At 70.3% G+C, this 14465-nt stretch carries 19 protein-coding genes; 10 read left to right on the forward strand and 9 right to left on the reverse strand.

Going from position 1 to position 14465, the window contains the following annotated elements:
* Positions 1-72: 72 nt before the first annotated feature.
* The 5 genes from P8R59_RS02430 to P8R59_RS02450 all read left to right on the forward strand — a co-directional run bounded on the left by P8R59_RS02430 (position 73) and on the right by P8R59_RS02450 (position 5641).
* Complete coding sequence (locus tag P8R59_RS02430) at positions 73-1311, forward strand: sugar ABC transporter substrate-binding protein (RefSeq protein WP_278102566.1); 1239 nt, start codon at positions 73-75, stop codon at positions 1309-1311.
* Entirely contained in the window at positions 1308-2255 is a 948-nt protein-coding gene (locus P8R59_RS02435; protein ID WP_278102567.1) for a carbohydrate ABC transporter permease, read from the forward strand. The genes P8R59_RS02430 and P8R59_RS02435 overlap by 4 nt, the downstream gene beginning before the upstream one ends.
* Positions 2252-3133, forward strand: a complete 882-nt coding sequence (locus tag P8R59_RS02440; RefSeq protein ID WP_278102568.1) for a carbohydrate ABC transporter permease — start codon at positions 2252-2254, stop codon at positions 3131-3133. The genes P8R59_RS02435 and P8R59_RS02440 overlap by 4 nt, the downstream gene beginning before the upstream one ends.
* A gap of 39 nt (positions 3134-3172) precedes the next feature.
* On the forward strand, positions 3173-4513 hold the full coding sequence (gene aspS / locus P8R59_RS02445) for an aspartate--tRNA(Asn) ligase (RefSeq protein WP_278102569.1): 1341 nt from the start codon (positions 3173-3175) through the stop codon (positions 4511-4513).
* 72 nt (positions 4514-4585) lie between these two features.
* Positions 4586-5641, forward strand: a complete 1056-nt coding sequence (locus tag P8R59_RS02450) for an ATP-binding cassette domain-containing protein (RefSeq protein WP_278102570.1) — start codon at positions 4586-4588, stop codon at positions 5639-5641.
* A 9-nt stretch (positions 5642-5650) separates the two neighbouring features.
* Here P8R59_RS02450 and P8R59_RS02455 read toward each other — a convergent pair whose 3' ends face one another.
* The 6 genes from P8R59_RS02455 to P8R59_RS02480 all read right to left on the reverse strand — a co-directional run bounded on the left by P8R59_RS02455 (position 5651) and on the right by P8R59_RS02480 (position 7551).
* Positions 5651-5953, reverse strand: coding sequence for a Dabb family protein (locus P8R59_RS02455; protein WP_077052406.1), 303 nt, complete (start codon positions 5951-5953; stop codon positions 5651-5653).
* Positions 5950-6228: a glutaredoxin family protein gene (locus P8R59_RS02460; protein WP_278102571.1), complete on the reverse strand. Its 279-nt coding sequence runs from the start codon at positions 6226-6228 to the stop codon at positions 5950-5952. Before P8R59_RS02460 ends, P8R59_RS02455 begins: the two co-directional genes overlap by 4 nt.
* Before the next feature lie 31 nt (positions 6229-6259).
* Positions 6260-6553 (reverse strand): rhodanese-like domain-containing protein, encoded by a 294-nt coding sequence (locus P8R59_RS02465; protein WP_278102572.1) that lies wholly within the window; start codon positions 6551-6553, stop codon positions 6260-6262.
* 86 nt (positions 6554-6639) lie between these two features.
* A complete protein-coding gene (locus tag P8R59_RS02470; protein ID WP_003792170.1) occupies positions 6640-6738 on the reverse strand; it encodes a 30S ribosomal protein bS22 in 99 nt (32 codons plus the stop codon).
* Positions 6739-6821: 83 nt separating this feature from the next.
* On the reverse strand, positions 6822-7013 hold the full coding sequence (locus P8R59_RS02475; RefSeq protein WP_022877899.1) for a helix-turn-helix domain-containing protein: 192 nt from the start codon (positions 7011-7013) through the stop codon (positions 6822-6824).
* Between the two features lie 142 nt (positions 7014-7155).
* Positions 7156-7551 carry an ArsR/SmtB family transcription factor gene (locus P8R59_RS02480; protein ID WP_077052409.1) on the reverse strand — a complete coding sequence of 132 codons (396 nt, stop codon included), beginning with the start codon at positions 7549-7551 and terminating at the stop codon, positions 7156-7158.
* Between the two features lie 95 nt (positions 7552-7646).
* Between P8R59_RS02480 and P8R59_RS02485 the strand changes: the two genes are divergently transcribed.
* Entirely contained in the window at positions 7647-9062 is a 1416-nt protein-coding gene (locus P8R59_RS02485) for a TrkH family potassium uptake protein (protein ID WP_391518143.1), read from the forward strand.
* Positions 9055-9726, forward strand: coding sequence for a potassium channel family protein (locus tag P8R59_RS02490; protein ID WP_077052411.1), 672 nt, complete (start codon positions 9055-9057; stop codon positions 9724-9726). The genes P8R59_RS02485 and P8R59_RS02490 overlap by 8 nt, the downstream gene beginning before the upstream one ends.
* Positions 9727-9853: 127 nt before the next feature.
* Here the strand turns inward: P8R59_RS02490 and P8R59_RS02495 are convergent, their stop codons facing one another.
* A complete protein-coding gene (locus P8R59_RS02495; protein ID WP_278102573.1) occupies positions 9854-10141 on the reverse strand; it encodes a DUF1905 domain-containing protein in 288 nt (95 codons plus the stop codon).
* Position 10142: 1 nt separating this feature from the next.
* The gene (proC, locus tag P8R59_RS02500) at positions 10143-10988 is read right to left on the reverse strand and encodes a pyrroline-5-carboxylate reductase (RefSeq protein WP_278102574.1); all 846 of its coding nucleotides are present in this window, start codon (positions 10986-10988) and stop codon (positions 10143-10145) included.
* 100 nt (positions 10989-11088) lie between these two features.
* On the opposite strand from proC, the gene P8R59_RS02505 reads away from it, so the two are divergent.
* Together P8R59_RS02505 and P8R59_RS02510 are read left to right on the forward strand one after the other, a co-directional pair.
* Complete coding sequence (locus tag P8R59_RS02505; protein WP_278102575.1) at positions 11089-12201, forward strand: alpha/beta hydrolase; 1113 nt, start codon at positions 11089-11091, stop codon at positions 12199-12201.
* Between the two features lie 9 nt (positions 12202-12210).
* Positions 12211-13140, forward strand: coding sequence for an LLM class F420-dependent oxidoreductase (locus P8R59_RS02510; protein WP_278102576.1), 930 nt, complete (start codon positions 12211-12213; stop codon positions 13138-13140).
* Between the two features lie 15 nt (positions 13141-13155).
* On the opposite strand, the gene tadA is transcribed toward P8R59_RS02510, so the two are convergent.
* On the reverse strand, positions 13156-13590 hold the full coding sequence (gene tadA, locus P8R59_RS02515) for a tRNA adenosine(34) deaminase TadA (protein ID WP_278103781.1): 435 nt from the start codon (positions 13588-13590) through the stop codon (positions 13156-13158).
* Between the two features lie 86 nt (positions 13591-13676).
* Here tadA and upp point away from each other — a divergent pair, with 86 nt between their 5' ends.
* Positions 13677-14309 (forward strand): uracil phosphoribosyltransferase, encoded by a 633-nt coding sequence (gene upp / locus P8R59_RS02520; protein ID WP_076495229.1) that lies wholly within the window; start codon positions 13677-13679, stop codon positions 14307-14309.
* Positions 14310-14465 lie beyond the last annotated feature (156 nt).

Here is a 14465-nt window from a genome sequence, read left to right on the forward strand (position 1 = left end):
CGGCCCCGACCCGCGTCCCTCACAGCACATGTCGATCGGCGCCGTCGGCGTCGTCGGGAACGGACACACCCCATGGCATCCACGTCTCAGCGACTGCGTCGCGTCGCACTCCCCGCGGCCGGTCTCACCGCCGCTCTCGCCCTCACGGCCTGCGCCGGCGGTCAGGCCGCCCCCGCCCCGACCGACGGGTTCGACGGCGTCAGCCTGACCGTCTGGAACAACATCGACTTCGAGCCCTACCAGGGCCTGCAGAAGCAGTACTTCGAAGCGTGCGCCGCCGACCTCGGCATCACGGTCGACGTGCAGACCCAGTCCGGCGACTACACCACGAAGCTGCTGCAGGCCGCCGGCGCCAAGGCCCTGCCCGACGTGGCCCTCCTCTCCACCGACACGCAGCTGCCGCAGCTGGCCGCCCAGGGCGTGCTCGCAGACCTCAGCTCGTACGACGTGAGCACGGACGGTCTCGCCGACAGCGCCGCCGACCTCGGCCGCTACGACGGCACGCTCTACGGTCTGCCCGTGCAGGTCGAGGACTACGCCATCTTCTACAACAAGGCCGCCTTCGCCGCCGCCGGAGTGTCCGAGACCGCGCCGAAGACCTTCGACGACCTCGTGAAGCTCGCAGCGTCGTTGACCACGGCCGACCAGAAGGGCATCGTCCTCCCGGGCATCGGCGGCGACGGCTCGACCCCGGTGTACTTCCTGCCGTTCCTCCTCTCCGCCGGCGGCGACCCCGCCGACCCGACCGGCACCGGTGCCGTCGAGGCCGTCGACCTGTACAAGAAGCTCGTCGACAACGGCTCGCTCTCGTCCGAGTTCGTCAACTGGGGCTGGGACTCGATCGACCAGTGGACCTCCGGCAAGACGGCTCTGACGGTGTCGGGCCCCTGGAACCTCGTCGACACCTCGATCCCGTTCGAGTGGGGCACGTTCCCCTTCCCGACCGCCACCTCCGGTGAGTCGCCGAAGGTGAACCTCCTCGGCTACGCCTACGGCGTCGCCGCCAACGCCGACGCGACGAAGGAAGCCGCGGCCGCAGCGCTGGTCAAGTGCCGCGCGTCAGAGGAGAACCAGGTCGACACCGCGGTCCAGGGCGGATACATCCCCGCGCTGAAGAGCGCGCAGGCCACCTTCGTCGAGAAGGTCCCCGCCGCCGCCCCGTTCGTCGACGCCGTCGACGGCGCGTACAACTCCGCGCAGCTCGGCACCGAGTGGAACACGCTGCAGCAGCAGTACGTCGACGCCATCCAGGCGGCGACGGTCGGCGGACAGACGGCACAGGCCGCCCTGGAGCAGGCCAGCGGCAAGTGACGGCGGACACGCTGACGACGACCGGCCGGCCGGGGGCACGCACCCCCGGTCGGTTCCGGCGTTCCCTGGCCGCGCGCCAGCGCGGTGAGCTGTGGGGGTTCCTCACCCCGGCCATCGTGTTCTTCATCGTCTTCTTCCTGTTCCCCCTCGGGTACGGCGTGTACATGAGCACGACGAACTTCACGACGGGGACGTTCATCACCGGCCGGGCGCCGTTCGTCGGGACGGCGAACTTCGAGGCGATCCTCTCCGAGCCGATCACCTTCCGCGCGCTGGCGAACACCGTCACGATCACCGTGGTCTCGGTCGTCGTCGAGCTCGTCCTGGGGCTTCTCCTCGCGCTCCTCTTCGCCCGGAGATTCCCCGGCAGCCGCTGGCTGCCGACCCTGATCCTCCTGCCGTGGCTGCTCCCGGCGGTCGTCGTGGCGACCGTCTGGAAGTCGCTCCTCGCCGGGGACGGACCGATCAACGACGTGCTGGGGTCTCTCGGACTTCCCGCCGAGGCGTGGCTGGCGAACCCGGCCACCGCCCTCCCGGCCGTCATCGTGGTCGCCGTGTGGGCGAGCCTGCCCTACTGGGCCACGATCCTGGGCGCGGCCCTCAAGCAGGTGCCGGCCGAACAGCTCGAGGCGGCTCAGCTCGACGGGGCGGGCGCCTGGCGTCGCCTCGTCTCGATCGTGCTGCCGACGATCTGGCCCGTGATCTCGGTGCTCGTCGTCATGAGCGTCGTCTACACGCTCCTCATCGTCGACCTCGTGCTCGTCCTCACGGCCGGCGGTCCCGCCAACAGCACGGTGACCCTCGGCCTGCTGTCCTACCGGCAGGCGTTCCAGCAGTTCCAGTTCGGACTCGGCGGCGCCTACGGGATGCTGCTGCTGGGCATCAGCATCCTGTTCGCGATCGTGTACACCGTGATGTCCATGCGCCAGGAGCGTGACGAATGACCGCGACCCTGCCCGCCGCCCCGGCCCCCGCGACGACCGCCTCGGTCGCCGCTCCCGTCGCCGAGCGTCGCCGCCGCCGCGGCTGGACGTGGACGATCGTCACGATCGTCGTGCTCGCCGTCTACCTCTTCCCCGTCTACTGGATGATCTCTGCGTCGCTGCAGCCCTCCGCCAACTCGGCGGACACCGCCTGGTTCCCGGTCTCCCCCGGGCTCGGCGGCTACGAGAAGGCGCTCGACGACGCCGGCATCGGCGGGTTGCGCGTGTCGGTCCTGGTCTCGCTCGGCTCGGTGCTCGTGACGCTGCTCGTGGCCATCCCCGCCGCGTACGCGCTCAGCCGCCTGCGGTCGCGGGCGGTCAGCATCGCCCTCATCCTGCTGCTGCTCGCGCAGATGATCCCGAGCGTCGTCCTGGCCACCTCGTTCTACGCGATGTTCAACTCGTGGGGCCTGCTCAACACGTTCATCGGGCTCATCCTGGCCAACGCCACCGCGGGCGTCCCGTTCGCGGTCATCGTGATGAGGGCCTTCATGCTGCGCCTGGACACCGAGGTGATCGAGGCGGCGACGGTCGACGGACTCGGGCCGATCGGCACGCTGTGGCGGATCGTCGTCCCGCTCTCGCGCAACGCCATCGTCACCGCCGGCGTCTTCGCGTTCCTCTTCAGCTGGGGCGATCTGCTGTTCGGCCTGACCCTGGTCAACCGCAACGAGATGTACCCCATGTCGGTGCTGATCCTGGCGCTGGCGAACTCGAACCTCAACACGTGGGCGGCGACGATGGCCGCTTCCCTGATCGCGAGCGTGCCCGCCCTGGTGGTGATCCTCGCGGCTCAGCGACACGTCAAGGCGGGTCTGAGCGCCGGCGCCGGACGCTGAGCACGGGCGGGCCCGCCCCCGCACGTAGACTGGTCCCTCGTGAGCGAACGCGTCCTGATCCAGCAGTTGAAGTCCCTTCCCGCCGGCCCCGTCTCGGTGTCGGGGTGGGTCGAGACCGTCCGCGATCAGAAGAAGGTGCAGTTCATCGTCCTCCGCGACGAGACCGGCGCCGTCCAGCTGGTCAACCCGGCCACGCGTCCCTCCGAGGAGGCCGGCGAACAGGATGCCGCGGCCCTGGCCCTCACCGAGACGATCGGCGCCCTCGCCAACGGCACGTTCCTGACGGTCCGCGGCGAGCTCAAGCACGACGAGCGCGTCAAGCTCGGCGGCGTCGAGATCAAGATCGGCGACCTCGAGATCGCCGCTGCCGCCAACCCCGAGACCCCGATCGCCGCCGACAGCGGTCTGGACAAGCGCATGGACTGGCGCTTCCTCGACCTCCGCCAGCGTCGCAACAACCTCATCTTCCGCGTGCAGACCACCCTCGAGCACGCCATGCGCACGTACTGGGTCGAGCGCGACTACATCGAGATCCACTCCCCCAAGCTCATGGCATCCCCCTCGGAGTCCAACGCCGAGCTGTTCGAGGTGCCCTACTTCGAGGACAAGACCGCGTACCTCGCGCAGAGCCCGCAGTTCTTCAAGCAGATGGCGCAGGTCGCCGGCTTCGGCAAGATCTTCGAGATCGCGCCCGCGTTCCGCGCCGACCCGTCCTTCACGAGCCGCCACGCGACCGAGTTCACCTCGGTGGATGCAGAGATCAGCTGGATCGACTCGCACGAGGACGTCGCCCGTATGCAGGAGGAGCTCCTGCAGACCGCGTTCCAGGCCGTCAAGGACAAGCACGGCGACGAGATCCAGGAGCTGTTCGGCGTCGAGGTGCAGGTGCCGACGCTGCCGTTCCCGCGCATCCCGCTCGCGGAGGCCCGCGAGATCGTCGCGGCCCGCGGCTACGACATCCCGCGTACCGACGGCGACCTCGACCCCGAGGGCGAGCGCCAGATCGCCGCGCACGTCCGCGAAGCGTTCGGCCACCAGTTCGTCTTCGTGACCGACTACCACCCCGAGATCCGCGCGTTCTACCACATGCGCGACCCCGAGACCGGGCTCACGAAGTCGTACGACCTGCTGTTCAACGGCGTCGAGATCACCACCGGCGCGCAGCGCGAGCACCGCGTCGACGTCCTGGTGGAGCAGGCGAAGGAGAAGGGGCTCGACCCCGAGCACCTCGATTTCTACCTCGACTTCTTCCGCTTCGGCGCCCCGCCGCACGGCGGCTTCGGCATGGGCCTCGCGCGCGTCCTGATGCTCCTGCTCGGCGAGTCGTCGATCCGCGAGGTCACCTTCCTCTTCCGCGGCCCCACGCGCCTGGCTCCCTGAGTTCCCCCGCCCGACGCCCGAGGTTCACTCACCGGGCCGGGCGAGGTCATCCGTGACGCCTAGCGTGTCGTCATGGTCGAAGGCAGCGCCGCGGTGGCCGTCCCCTCGGACGGTTCCTCGGGCGCGGGGTGGAGCGTACGGCTCTCGGGCGTGACCCGCTCCCGCGCGGGCGCGCGGGTCCTCGACGGAGTCGACCTGGACCTGCCCGCGGGGGGCATCGTCGCGATCGTCGGCGAGTCCGGCTGCGGCGCGACCACCCTCGCGGGGATCATCGCCGGCCGCGAGCGGGCCGACCACGGCGAGGTGCTCATCGACGGGCGGGCGCGACCCGATGCGCCGCGACTCGGTGGGGTCTTCGATGACGGCGCTCCGCGCTTCGGGCGGGTACGCGACGCCGTGCTGCCCCGCGGGCGTCATCCCCACGGGGCCGACGACGAGGTGAGACGCCTCCTCGCCCTCGTCGGGCTGACCTCCCCGGATGCCGGGATACGGCGCCTGTCGCGGGGCGACCGGCAACGGCTCGCGATCGCGCGGGCGCTGGCCGCCGAGCCCCGAGCCCTGGTGCTCGACGATGCGCTCAGCGCTCTGCACACCGTCGGTCGGGAGCGGCTGCGGGACGCTCTGGTCAGCGAGCTCCGCCGCCGCGGAACGACGACCGTCTGGGTCACCCGCGACACCGCCGAAGCCATCGCCGTCGCCGACCGCGTGATCGTCCTCGACCGCGGACGCATCGCCGCCGACGGCACACCCGAGCAGGTCTACGCCCGCGCGGCCGAGCCCGCCGTCGCGGCGGTGCTCGGACCGGTGAGCAGCGTGCCCGGCATCGTCGAGGGATCCGAAGTCGACGTGTGGGGGCAGCATCTCCCCCTGGCCGGGTCCGCGCACGACGGGCACTGCGAAGTGCTGGTCCGCCCCGAGAACGTCGTCCTCGTGGCGCCGGACGCGCCCGGGATGGATGCCGTCGTCGAGGAGAGCAGGTTCCTCGGTCGCGTGCGGCGGTCGCTCGTGCGCACGCTCGACGGGAGCCTCGTCCACGTGGATCACGCCGCCGATGCACGCCTGGACCTTCACGCCCGGGTGCGAATCGCCCTCGCGGCCGTTCCCGTGACGACGCGGCCGCTCAGCTGAGGGCTGGGCTCAGGCGGGGAAATCGATCCCCGCGCGCTCGGTCACCACGGTGCGGACGAACGCCGCCACCTCCTGGTGCGCCGGGTGCACCTGATAGCGCTCGAGGGCCTCGACGTCCGCGAACTCGCTGACGAGCGCCACGTCCCAGTTCGTCTGCGGGTAGGCGACGTTCCGCCCCACCTCGAGGTGTTCGATCTCGGCGATCTCGCCGCGGAGCGACAGCAGCCGCTCGGCGATCTGCTCCGCGTGCAGCGCGCGGGTGTCGGCGTCGTCCGCCGCGAGCTTCCACAGGACGATGTGACGAATGCTCACGCGGAGGCTCCTTCGGGGTCGGCCGCGAGAAGGGCGGCACGGAGACGGTCGGCGGATACGCGCCAGTGCGCGTGCAGTTTGCCGTCGATCAGGACGACGGGGATCTTCTCCCACCACCGCTCGTAGAGGGCGGTGTCCTCGGCGATCGACGCCTGCTCGATGACGAGCCGGTCGGCCACCTCGGCCGGAAGCTCGCCCACGACCGTCTCGACGATCTGCTCGGCGACGTCGCAGAGATGACAGTCGGGCTTGCCGATGAGCGTGAGGGTCGTCACCCCACCTATCCTAGGAGGGCGCGACGGGGTGTCAGGACTCGACGTCGTAGCCCGAGGCGATCCACTCGCCCGTGCCGCCCTCGACGTTGGTGGCGTCGTGGCCGCGCGCCGACAGGGCCTCGACGACCCGCGCCGAGCGACCGCCGGCCTGGCAGATGACGTCGAAGGCCCCCTCCGGGAGCTGGTCCAGGTTCTCGCCGAGCGTCGACATCGGCAGGTTGACGGCGCCGGGGACGTGTCCTCCGGCGAACTCGTCGACCTCGCGCACATCGATCAGCGGACGATTGCGTCCGGCGTGCAGGTCGTGGACCGAGATGGACTGCATGTGTGCTCCTCGAAAGGACGTCGGTGATCGGATGCCGCATACACGAAGCGCCCGTCGGATGACAGGCGCTCGGTGTGGTGGTCGCGTTACTTCTTGTTGCGACGCTGGTGACGAGTCTTGCGAAGCAGCTTGCGGTGCTTCTTCTTCGCCATGCGCTTACGGCGCTTCTTGATGACAGAACCCACGGAAAACCTCACTAAGTCGGGGTCTGGGTGCCGATGTCGGCTCCCGGGAACGGGCAGGCGTTGGAAAAAGGCCTCGGACCAGTCTAGCCGACGTCGGACACCGGCCGCTGCACAGCCTCGGCGACCGCCGATTCGGGCACCCGGTAGCTGCGTCCGAACCGCACGGCGGGCAGTTCTCCGGCGTGTACGAGGCGGTAGACGGTCATCTTCGAGACCCGCATCAGATCTGCGACCTCGGCGACCGTCAGGAAACGCACGTCGGGCAGCTCTGCCATCGATCACCCTTCGCCGCGGGTGTCCGCCACCCCTGTTCGCTGTGGACACACTCTAGGGTCTGCCCGAGACGCGTGTAAACCTATGGGGCTTCTGTGACGGAAGTGTGATGCGGATGCCGTGTTCCCGGGGCCCGGCGGCCGTTCAGCGGCCGGGGAGCTTGCGGAACGCGGAGGTGACCGAGTGCTTCACCGAGGCGGCCGCGCGGCCCATCACCTCGGCCGCGTGGACGGCGGGTTCCGGCAGGGCGGGCTCGTTCTCGACGTCGACCGAGAAGAACGGCACGAGCCAGTCATCGACCTCGTCGAGCGGAGCCACCGCCAGGCTGTAGTAGCGGTGCTGGCCCTCCTCGCGCACCGAGACCAGTTCCGCCTCGCGCAGCACCTTCAGGTGCTTCGAGACGGTGGGCTGGCTGACGCCGAGCGCGTGCACGATCTGCGAGACGCTCGTGCCCCGCTCACCGCCGGTCGCCCGGTCCAGGAGCAGCTGAAGGATGTCGCGACGCGTGCCGTCAGCGATCACGTCGAAGATGTCCGCCATGGCATTAGGTTAGCCGCGAGCCCGCCCGAGTACCATGATTCGGGTTCCATCCCCGAAGGGAGCGACGCATGGCGGCGACGCCCGACGAGGTGCGTATGTCGATGCGCGTACGCCGCATCGCTTTCCGAGCATGGGACGGGCTGCGCGATCTGACCACGGCGTCCCCCGCTCGATTCGCGGTGCTGGTGTTCGTCATCCTGATCCTCCTGTTCACCGCGCTCTTCTCGCTCCCGGCCGCGGCCGCGGACGGCCAACGCACGCCGCTCGCCGACGCGCTGTTCACCGCCGTGTCCACCATCTGCGTGACCGGTCTGTCGACGGTGAACATGTACAGCCACTGGTCGCCGCTCGGGCACGTCATCACCTACCTGGGGGTGAACGTCGGCGCACTCGGCGTGCTCACCCTCGCCTCGATCCTGGGCCTCGTCATCTCCAAGCGCCTGGGCCTTCGGGCCAAGCTCATCGCCGCGGGCGACAGCAACCCGCTCCGCGCCCACGGCGGGCCGGTCAACGAGGGGCAGACGATCCGCCTGGGCGAGGTCGGCCAGCTGCTGCGCACCGTCGCGCTGTCCACCCTCGTCATCGAGGCCGGTCTCACGGTGCTGATCTATCCCTCGCTGGTCATCGGCGGGATCGACCCGCTCGTCGCCCTGTGGGAGGCGCCGTACTACGCCGCGATGGCGTTCACGAACACAGGCTTCATCCCCAACGCCGACGGCCTGACGCCGTTCGCGCAGGACTACTTCCTGCTGACCGTGCTCATGATCGGCGTGTTCCTCGGCTCGATCGGGTTCCCGGTGATCTTCACGCTGTGGCGCCACTGGTGGCGGTTCCGGCTGTGGTCGCTGCACGCGAAGCTGACGATTATCACGACCGTGGTCCTCTTCTTCGCCGGCGCCGGCGTCATTCTGCTGCTGGAATACGACAACCCCCTCACCTTCGGAAGCATGGACGCGTGGGACACCACGTTCCAGGCGTTCTTCCTGTCGGCCATGACCCGGTCCGGAGGCTTCTCCGTCGTCGACATCGGCGATCTCAACGGTGCCACGCTCATCGTCGGATCCATGCTCATGTTCGTCGGCGGGGGCTCGGCATCCACCGCCGGCGGCATCAAGGTCACGACGCTGGCCGTCCTCGCCCTCGCCGTGTTCTCGGAGGCGAAGGGGCGCCCGTCGGTGCAGGCGTTCGGGCGGCGCATCCCCAGCGACGTGCAGCGCGTGGCGCTCTCGGTCGTGGCGTGGGGGGCGACGATCGTGGCTATCTCCACGGTCACGATCAGCCGCATCACCGACGCCCCGATCGAATACGTGCTCTTCGACGTCATCTCCGGTTTCGCCACCGTGGGCCTGTCGACCGGACTCACCGCCGAACTCCCCGACCCGGCCGTGTACGTGCTGGCGCTCACGATGTTCATGGGGCGCATTGGTACTGTGACTCTCGCCGCGGCCGTCGCGGCGTCCTCCCGTTCGCAGCTCTACGCGCTGCCCGTCGAAAGGCCGATCGTTGGTTGAACGGATCCGCAGCGACGCGCCCGTCCTCGTCATCGGCCTCGGGCGTTTCGGCGCGGCGTGCGCCGGCGAGCTGGACCGGCTGGACCGCGAGGTGCTCGCCGTCGACGGCAACCTCGACCTCGTCCAGAAGTGGTCCGAGCGCGTCACGCACGCCGTCCAGGCCGACGCGCGCAACATCGACGCACTGCGCCAGATCGGTGCGCAGGACTTCCAGGTCGCGGTCGTCGCGGTCGGGTCCCTGATCGAAGCGTCCGTGCTCATCACGGCGAATCTGGTCGACCTGAAGGTGCCCCAGATCTGGGCGAAGGCGGTGTCGCAGTCGCACGGCAAGATCCTCGCCCGTGTCGGCGCGAACCACGTCATCTACCCCGAGGCCGAAGCCGGCGAGCGCGTCGCGCACCTCGTCAGCGGCCGCATGCTCGACTTCATCCGCTTCGACGACGACTTCGTGCTCGCGAAGATGTACCCGCCGAAGCTCGTCCGCGGCGTCGGCCTGAACGAGTCGGGCGTGCGGACGAAGTACAACGTGACGGTCGTCGGCGTGAAGAGCCCGGGCCGCCCCTTCCGCTACGCGGAGGCGAACACCATCGTCACCAACCACGACCTCATCATCGTCTCGGGCACCAACAGCGACATCGAGCGGTTCGCGGCGCTGGATCGCTGACCGCTGCGCGCCCGCGGCTCTGACCGCCCGACGTCCCGTTCTTCGATAAACGCGATCGGCGACGAGAAACGCGTGCGCAGCACGTTTCTGGCCGCGAGAAGCGTTTATCGCGGGAGAGGGGATGCCGTCAGGCGTCGATCTCCAGCGCGACGGTGACGACGTCGTCGACGCCGAGGTGCTCGGCATCCTGCAGCGCTTTCTTGATCGGCACGATGTAAGCGCCGTCCTTCGGCCAGAGCGCCGTGGTCACCCGCGTCTCCCCGATCGTGACGGCGGCGGGGATCATGCCCCAGCCGTAGGTGACCACGGGGGCGACCTCGGCGATCGCCGCGGCCTCGACGGGCGGCACGGTGACGAAGTGGTACGGCGCGGGTCCGCGCCAGTACCAGATCGGTCCCTCGAACCTCAGGCGCATGTCACGCCCCGGCGGCGAGTTCCTTCGCCCGCGCGAGCGCGGCCTCGGCCGCCGCGGTGAACGTGTCGTCGAGGTGCGCGTCCTGCAGCACCGCGACCGCGCGCTCGGTCGTGCCCTTCGGGCTGGTGACGCGGCGGCGGAGTTCGGCCGGATCCACGTCGGCGGATGCCAGCAGCGCCGTCGCGCCGATGAAGGTCTGCTCGGCCAGCAGACGTGCGGCGTCGTCGTCGAAGCCCATGCGGACCGCCGCCTTCGTGAACTCCTCGATGAGGAGGAACACGTACGCGGGCCCCGAACCCGAGATGGTGGAGAGCGCGTCGATCTGCGACTCCGGAACCTCGACGACGTGGCCGACCGTCTCGAAGAGCGCTCGGACGAGCGCGACATCGTCCGCCGTCGCGTCGGCACCGGCGGCGAGACCGGTGACGCCCTTGCCGACGAGCGAGGGCGTGTTCGGCATCGAGCGCAGCGTCGCGACGCCCGCGCCGAGGTGCCGCGCGAAGGTCTCGAGGGTCACCCCGGCCGCGAGGCTGACCACGACCGCGCCGGGTCGGAGGTGCGGCGCGATCTCGTCGAGGAGATCGGGCACCATGGCGGGCTTCACGCCGATGAGGATCACGTCGGCGGATGCCGCGGCGGCGGTGTTGCCGTCGGGGACGGTCTCCAGCGCGACGCTGGTGACGCCCTCCAGCCCGGCGAGTTCGGCCGCTTTGGCCGCCGAACGGTTGGTGGCGGTCACTCCCCCGCCGGTGAGACCCGCGGCGACGAGTCCGCGCAGGATCGCGCCCCCCATGGAACCGGCGCCGAGGAACGCGAGCGGGGGCAGGGTGGGAGTGGCATCCGTCATGCACGCAAGTCTACGAACCCTGAGTGCGGCCGATAGGGGCGCGCGTTAGAGTCGGAACGCGCCCGTAGCGGAGCGGACGCGAGTGACACGGAGGACCCCCATGACTCTCTTCGACGGCATCACCTCACGCCTGGTCGAGACCGGTCGGCTGAGCGTCAACGTGCTCGAGCGCGCGACCGACGACCCCGCAACCTCACCCGAGCAGACCGTGGTGTTCGTCCACGGGAACGTCTCCTCGGCGCTGTTCTGGCAGGAGATCATGCAGGACCTGCCGAGCGACCTGCGCGTGCTCGCGGTCGACCTGCGCGGCTTCGGCGGAACAGAGCACACCCCGATCGACGCGACCCGCGGCGTCCGCGACTTCAGCGACGACCTCCACGCGACCCTGAGCGCCCTCGGCATCCCGACCGCGCACCTGGTGGGCTGGTCGATGGGCGGCGGCGTCGTCCTGCAGTACGCGCTGGACCACCCCGTCCTCTCCCTCACCCTGCAGGCGCCGGTGTCGCCCTACGGATTCGGCGGAACGCGCCGCGACGGGTCCCGACTCACCGACGACGACGCGGGAGTCGGCGCCGGCGGCGCGAACCCCGACTTCGTGCAACGCCTCATCGACCACGACACGACCGACGAGGCCCCCACCTCTCCGCGCTCGGTCTTCCGGTCGGGGTACGTCGCTCCCGGCTACACGAGCGAGCACGAGGACGCCTGGGTCGAGTCGATGCTCACGACCTCCACCGCGGGCGGGAACTACCCCGGGGATGCCGTGGCATCGCCGAACTGGCCGGGTTTCGCCGCCGGGAAGATCGGCGTGCTCAACACCATGGCGCCGAAGCACTTCGATGTCTCGGGCATCGTCGACCTCGCCGAGAAGCCCCCGATCCTGTGGATCCACGGCACGGCCGACGCGATCGTCTCGGACGCCTCGTTCTACGACTTCAACCACCTCGGCGCCCTCGGCATCATTCCGGACTGGCCGGGCGAGGACGCGGCCCCGGCGCAGCCGATGGTGTCGCAGACCCGCGACGTGCTGGACGCGTACGCCGCCGCCGGCGGGGACGTCACCGAGATCGCCGTGGAGGGCGCCGGCCACGCGCCCCATCTCGAGCGCCCGGCGCAGTTCCGCCAGGCTCTGCTGACGGTGATCGGGTACGTGGGTCGCCCCGCCGACCCTGCCCCGCCCACCGAGGCGATCATCCTGCGTTCGGCCGACTGAGAGGTCCCCGTGGAGTACTGCCTCTTCACCGAGCCCCAGCAGGGGTTCTCCTACGACGATCAGCTCGCGTTCGCGCGATCGGCCGAAACCCACGGCCTCGACGGATTCTTCCGCTCCGACCACTACCTGCGGATGGGCGAGGGCGACCCGCTGCCCGGCCCCACCGACGCGTGGACCACGCTCGCGGGCCTCGCCCGCGAGACGTCCCGCATCCGGCTCGGCACCCTGGTGTCGTCGGTGACGTACCGCGTGCCCGGCATCCTGGCGATCCAGGTCGCGCAGGTCGACGCCATGTCGGGCGGTCGGGTCGAACTCGGCCTCGGCACGGGCTGGTTCGAAGCGGAGCATGCCGCCTACGGCATCCCCTTCCCGCCGAAGCGGTTCGATCTGCTCGAGGAGCAGCTCGCCATCGTCACGGGGCTGTGGTCGACGCCGGCTGGTGAGACCTTCTCGTTCGAGGGCGCGAATTACCGCCTGGATGCCGCCCCCGCGCTGCCCAAGCCCGTCCAGTCACCCGTGCCGGTGATCGTCGGCGGCGGCGGCCCCAAGCGGACGCCCGCCCTCGCGGCGCGGTTCGCGACCGAGTTCAACATCGGGTTCGTCCCGGAGGACGTCGTGGCCGAGAAGTTCGCCGTCGTCCGCGCCGCGTGCGAGGACATCGGACGCGACCCCGCGTCGCTGAAGTTCTCGGTCGCACTGCCCACCATCGTCGGCGCGGACGACGCCGCGATCGAACGCCGCGCGGCCGCGATCGGCCAGACGCGCGCGCAGTTCGACAACGGCGCCAACCTGATCGGTCGACCGGAGCAGATCGCCGAGAAGGTCGAGCGTCTGCGGGATCTCGGTGCGGAACGCGTGTACTTCCAGCTCCTCGACCTGCGCGACATCGATCACGCCGACGAGGTCGGCACCGAGCTGCTGCCGCTGCTACCGCGCTGAGTCGCGCCGGCGCGGTCAGTCGCGACGGGTCTCGAAGAAGTCCCGCAGCAGAGCGGATGCCGCGGTCTCGGCGACCCCGCCGACCACCTCGACGCGGTGCGGCAGACGCCGGTCGCGCAGGACGTCGTAGAGCGACCCGGCGGCACCGGCCTTGGCATCCCATGATCCGAAGACCACGCGCGGCACGCGCGCCTGCAGGATCGCCCCCGCGCACATGACGCACGGTTCGAGCGTGACCACGAGCGTGCACCCGGCGAGGTGCCACGTGCCCGCGTGCGCGGCGGCCGCGCGCAGGGCGACGACCTCGGCGTGGGCGGTGGGGTCGTTCGTCGCCTCGCGGAGGTTGCGTCCCTCGCCGATCACGCGTCCGTCGGCGTCGATGACGACGGCGCCGACGGGCACATCCTCGTGCGCGGAGGCCTCGGCGGCGAGCGCGAGGGCCCGCTGCATCGCGGCGAGGTCGGCGGCGGTGGGGGTCACGGTGCTCCGGAAAGACGGGGGCGGACTCTCGGGGTCGAGCGGCTAGCCTTGAGCCTATGCGTGTCCACGTCGCCGACCACCCCCTCATCACCCACAAGCTCACGGTGCTGCGTGACCGGCAGACCTCGTCGCCGGTCTTCCGTCAGCTCACCGAGGAGCTGGTGACGCTGCTGGCGTACGAAGCCACCCGCAACGTGCGCGTGGACCCGATCGAGATCCAGACCCCGGTGACGACCACCCAGGGTGTGAAGATCAGCGAGCCGCGACCCATCGTCGTGCCGATCCTGCGCGCGGGCCTGGGCATGCTCGAGGGGATGGTGAAGCTCCTCCCCACCGCCGAGGTCGGTTTCCTGGGCATGGTCCGCGACGAGGAGACCTTCCAGCCCACCACCTACGCCGAGCGCCTGCCCGACGATCTCAGCGACCGCCAGTGCTTCGTGCTCGACCCGATGCTCGCGACCGGCGGCTCGCTCGGCGCGGCCATCACATTCCTCTTCAACCGCGGCGCACAGGACGTGACGGCGATCTGCCTGCTCGGCGCCCCCGAGGGCGTCGCCGCGATCGAGAAGCAGGTCGAAGGACACGACGTCACCCTCGTGCTCGGCGCCCTCGACGAGCGCCTGAACGAGAAGGGCTACATCGTGCCCGGGCTCGGCGACGCCGGCGACCGCCTCTACGGCACGGCCTGACGCCTGTCGGCCCGGTCCGACGCTGCGTGGCCTGACGCCGCGCGGCCGGTCCGACGCTGCGTGGCCGGAGCCTCCGGTTTGGGGCGCGATTTGCGCTTTGGGGCGGGTATTTTCGCGCCCCAAAGCGCTAAATACGCCCCAAACCCGGAACACGCG

The sequence above is a fragment of the Microbacterium proteolyticum genome (assembly GCF_029639405.1).
Classification (GTDB): domain Bacteria; phylum Actinomycetota; class Actinomycetes; order Actinomycetales; family Microbacteriaceae; genus Microbacterium.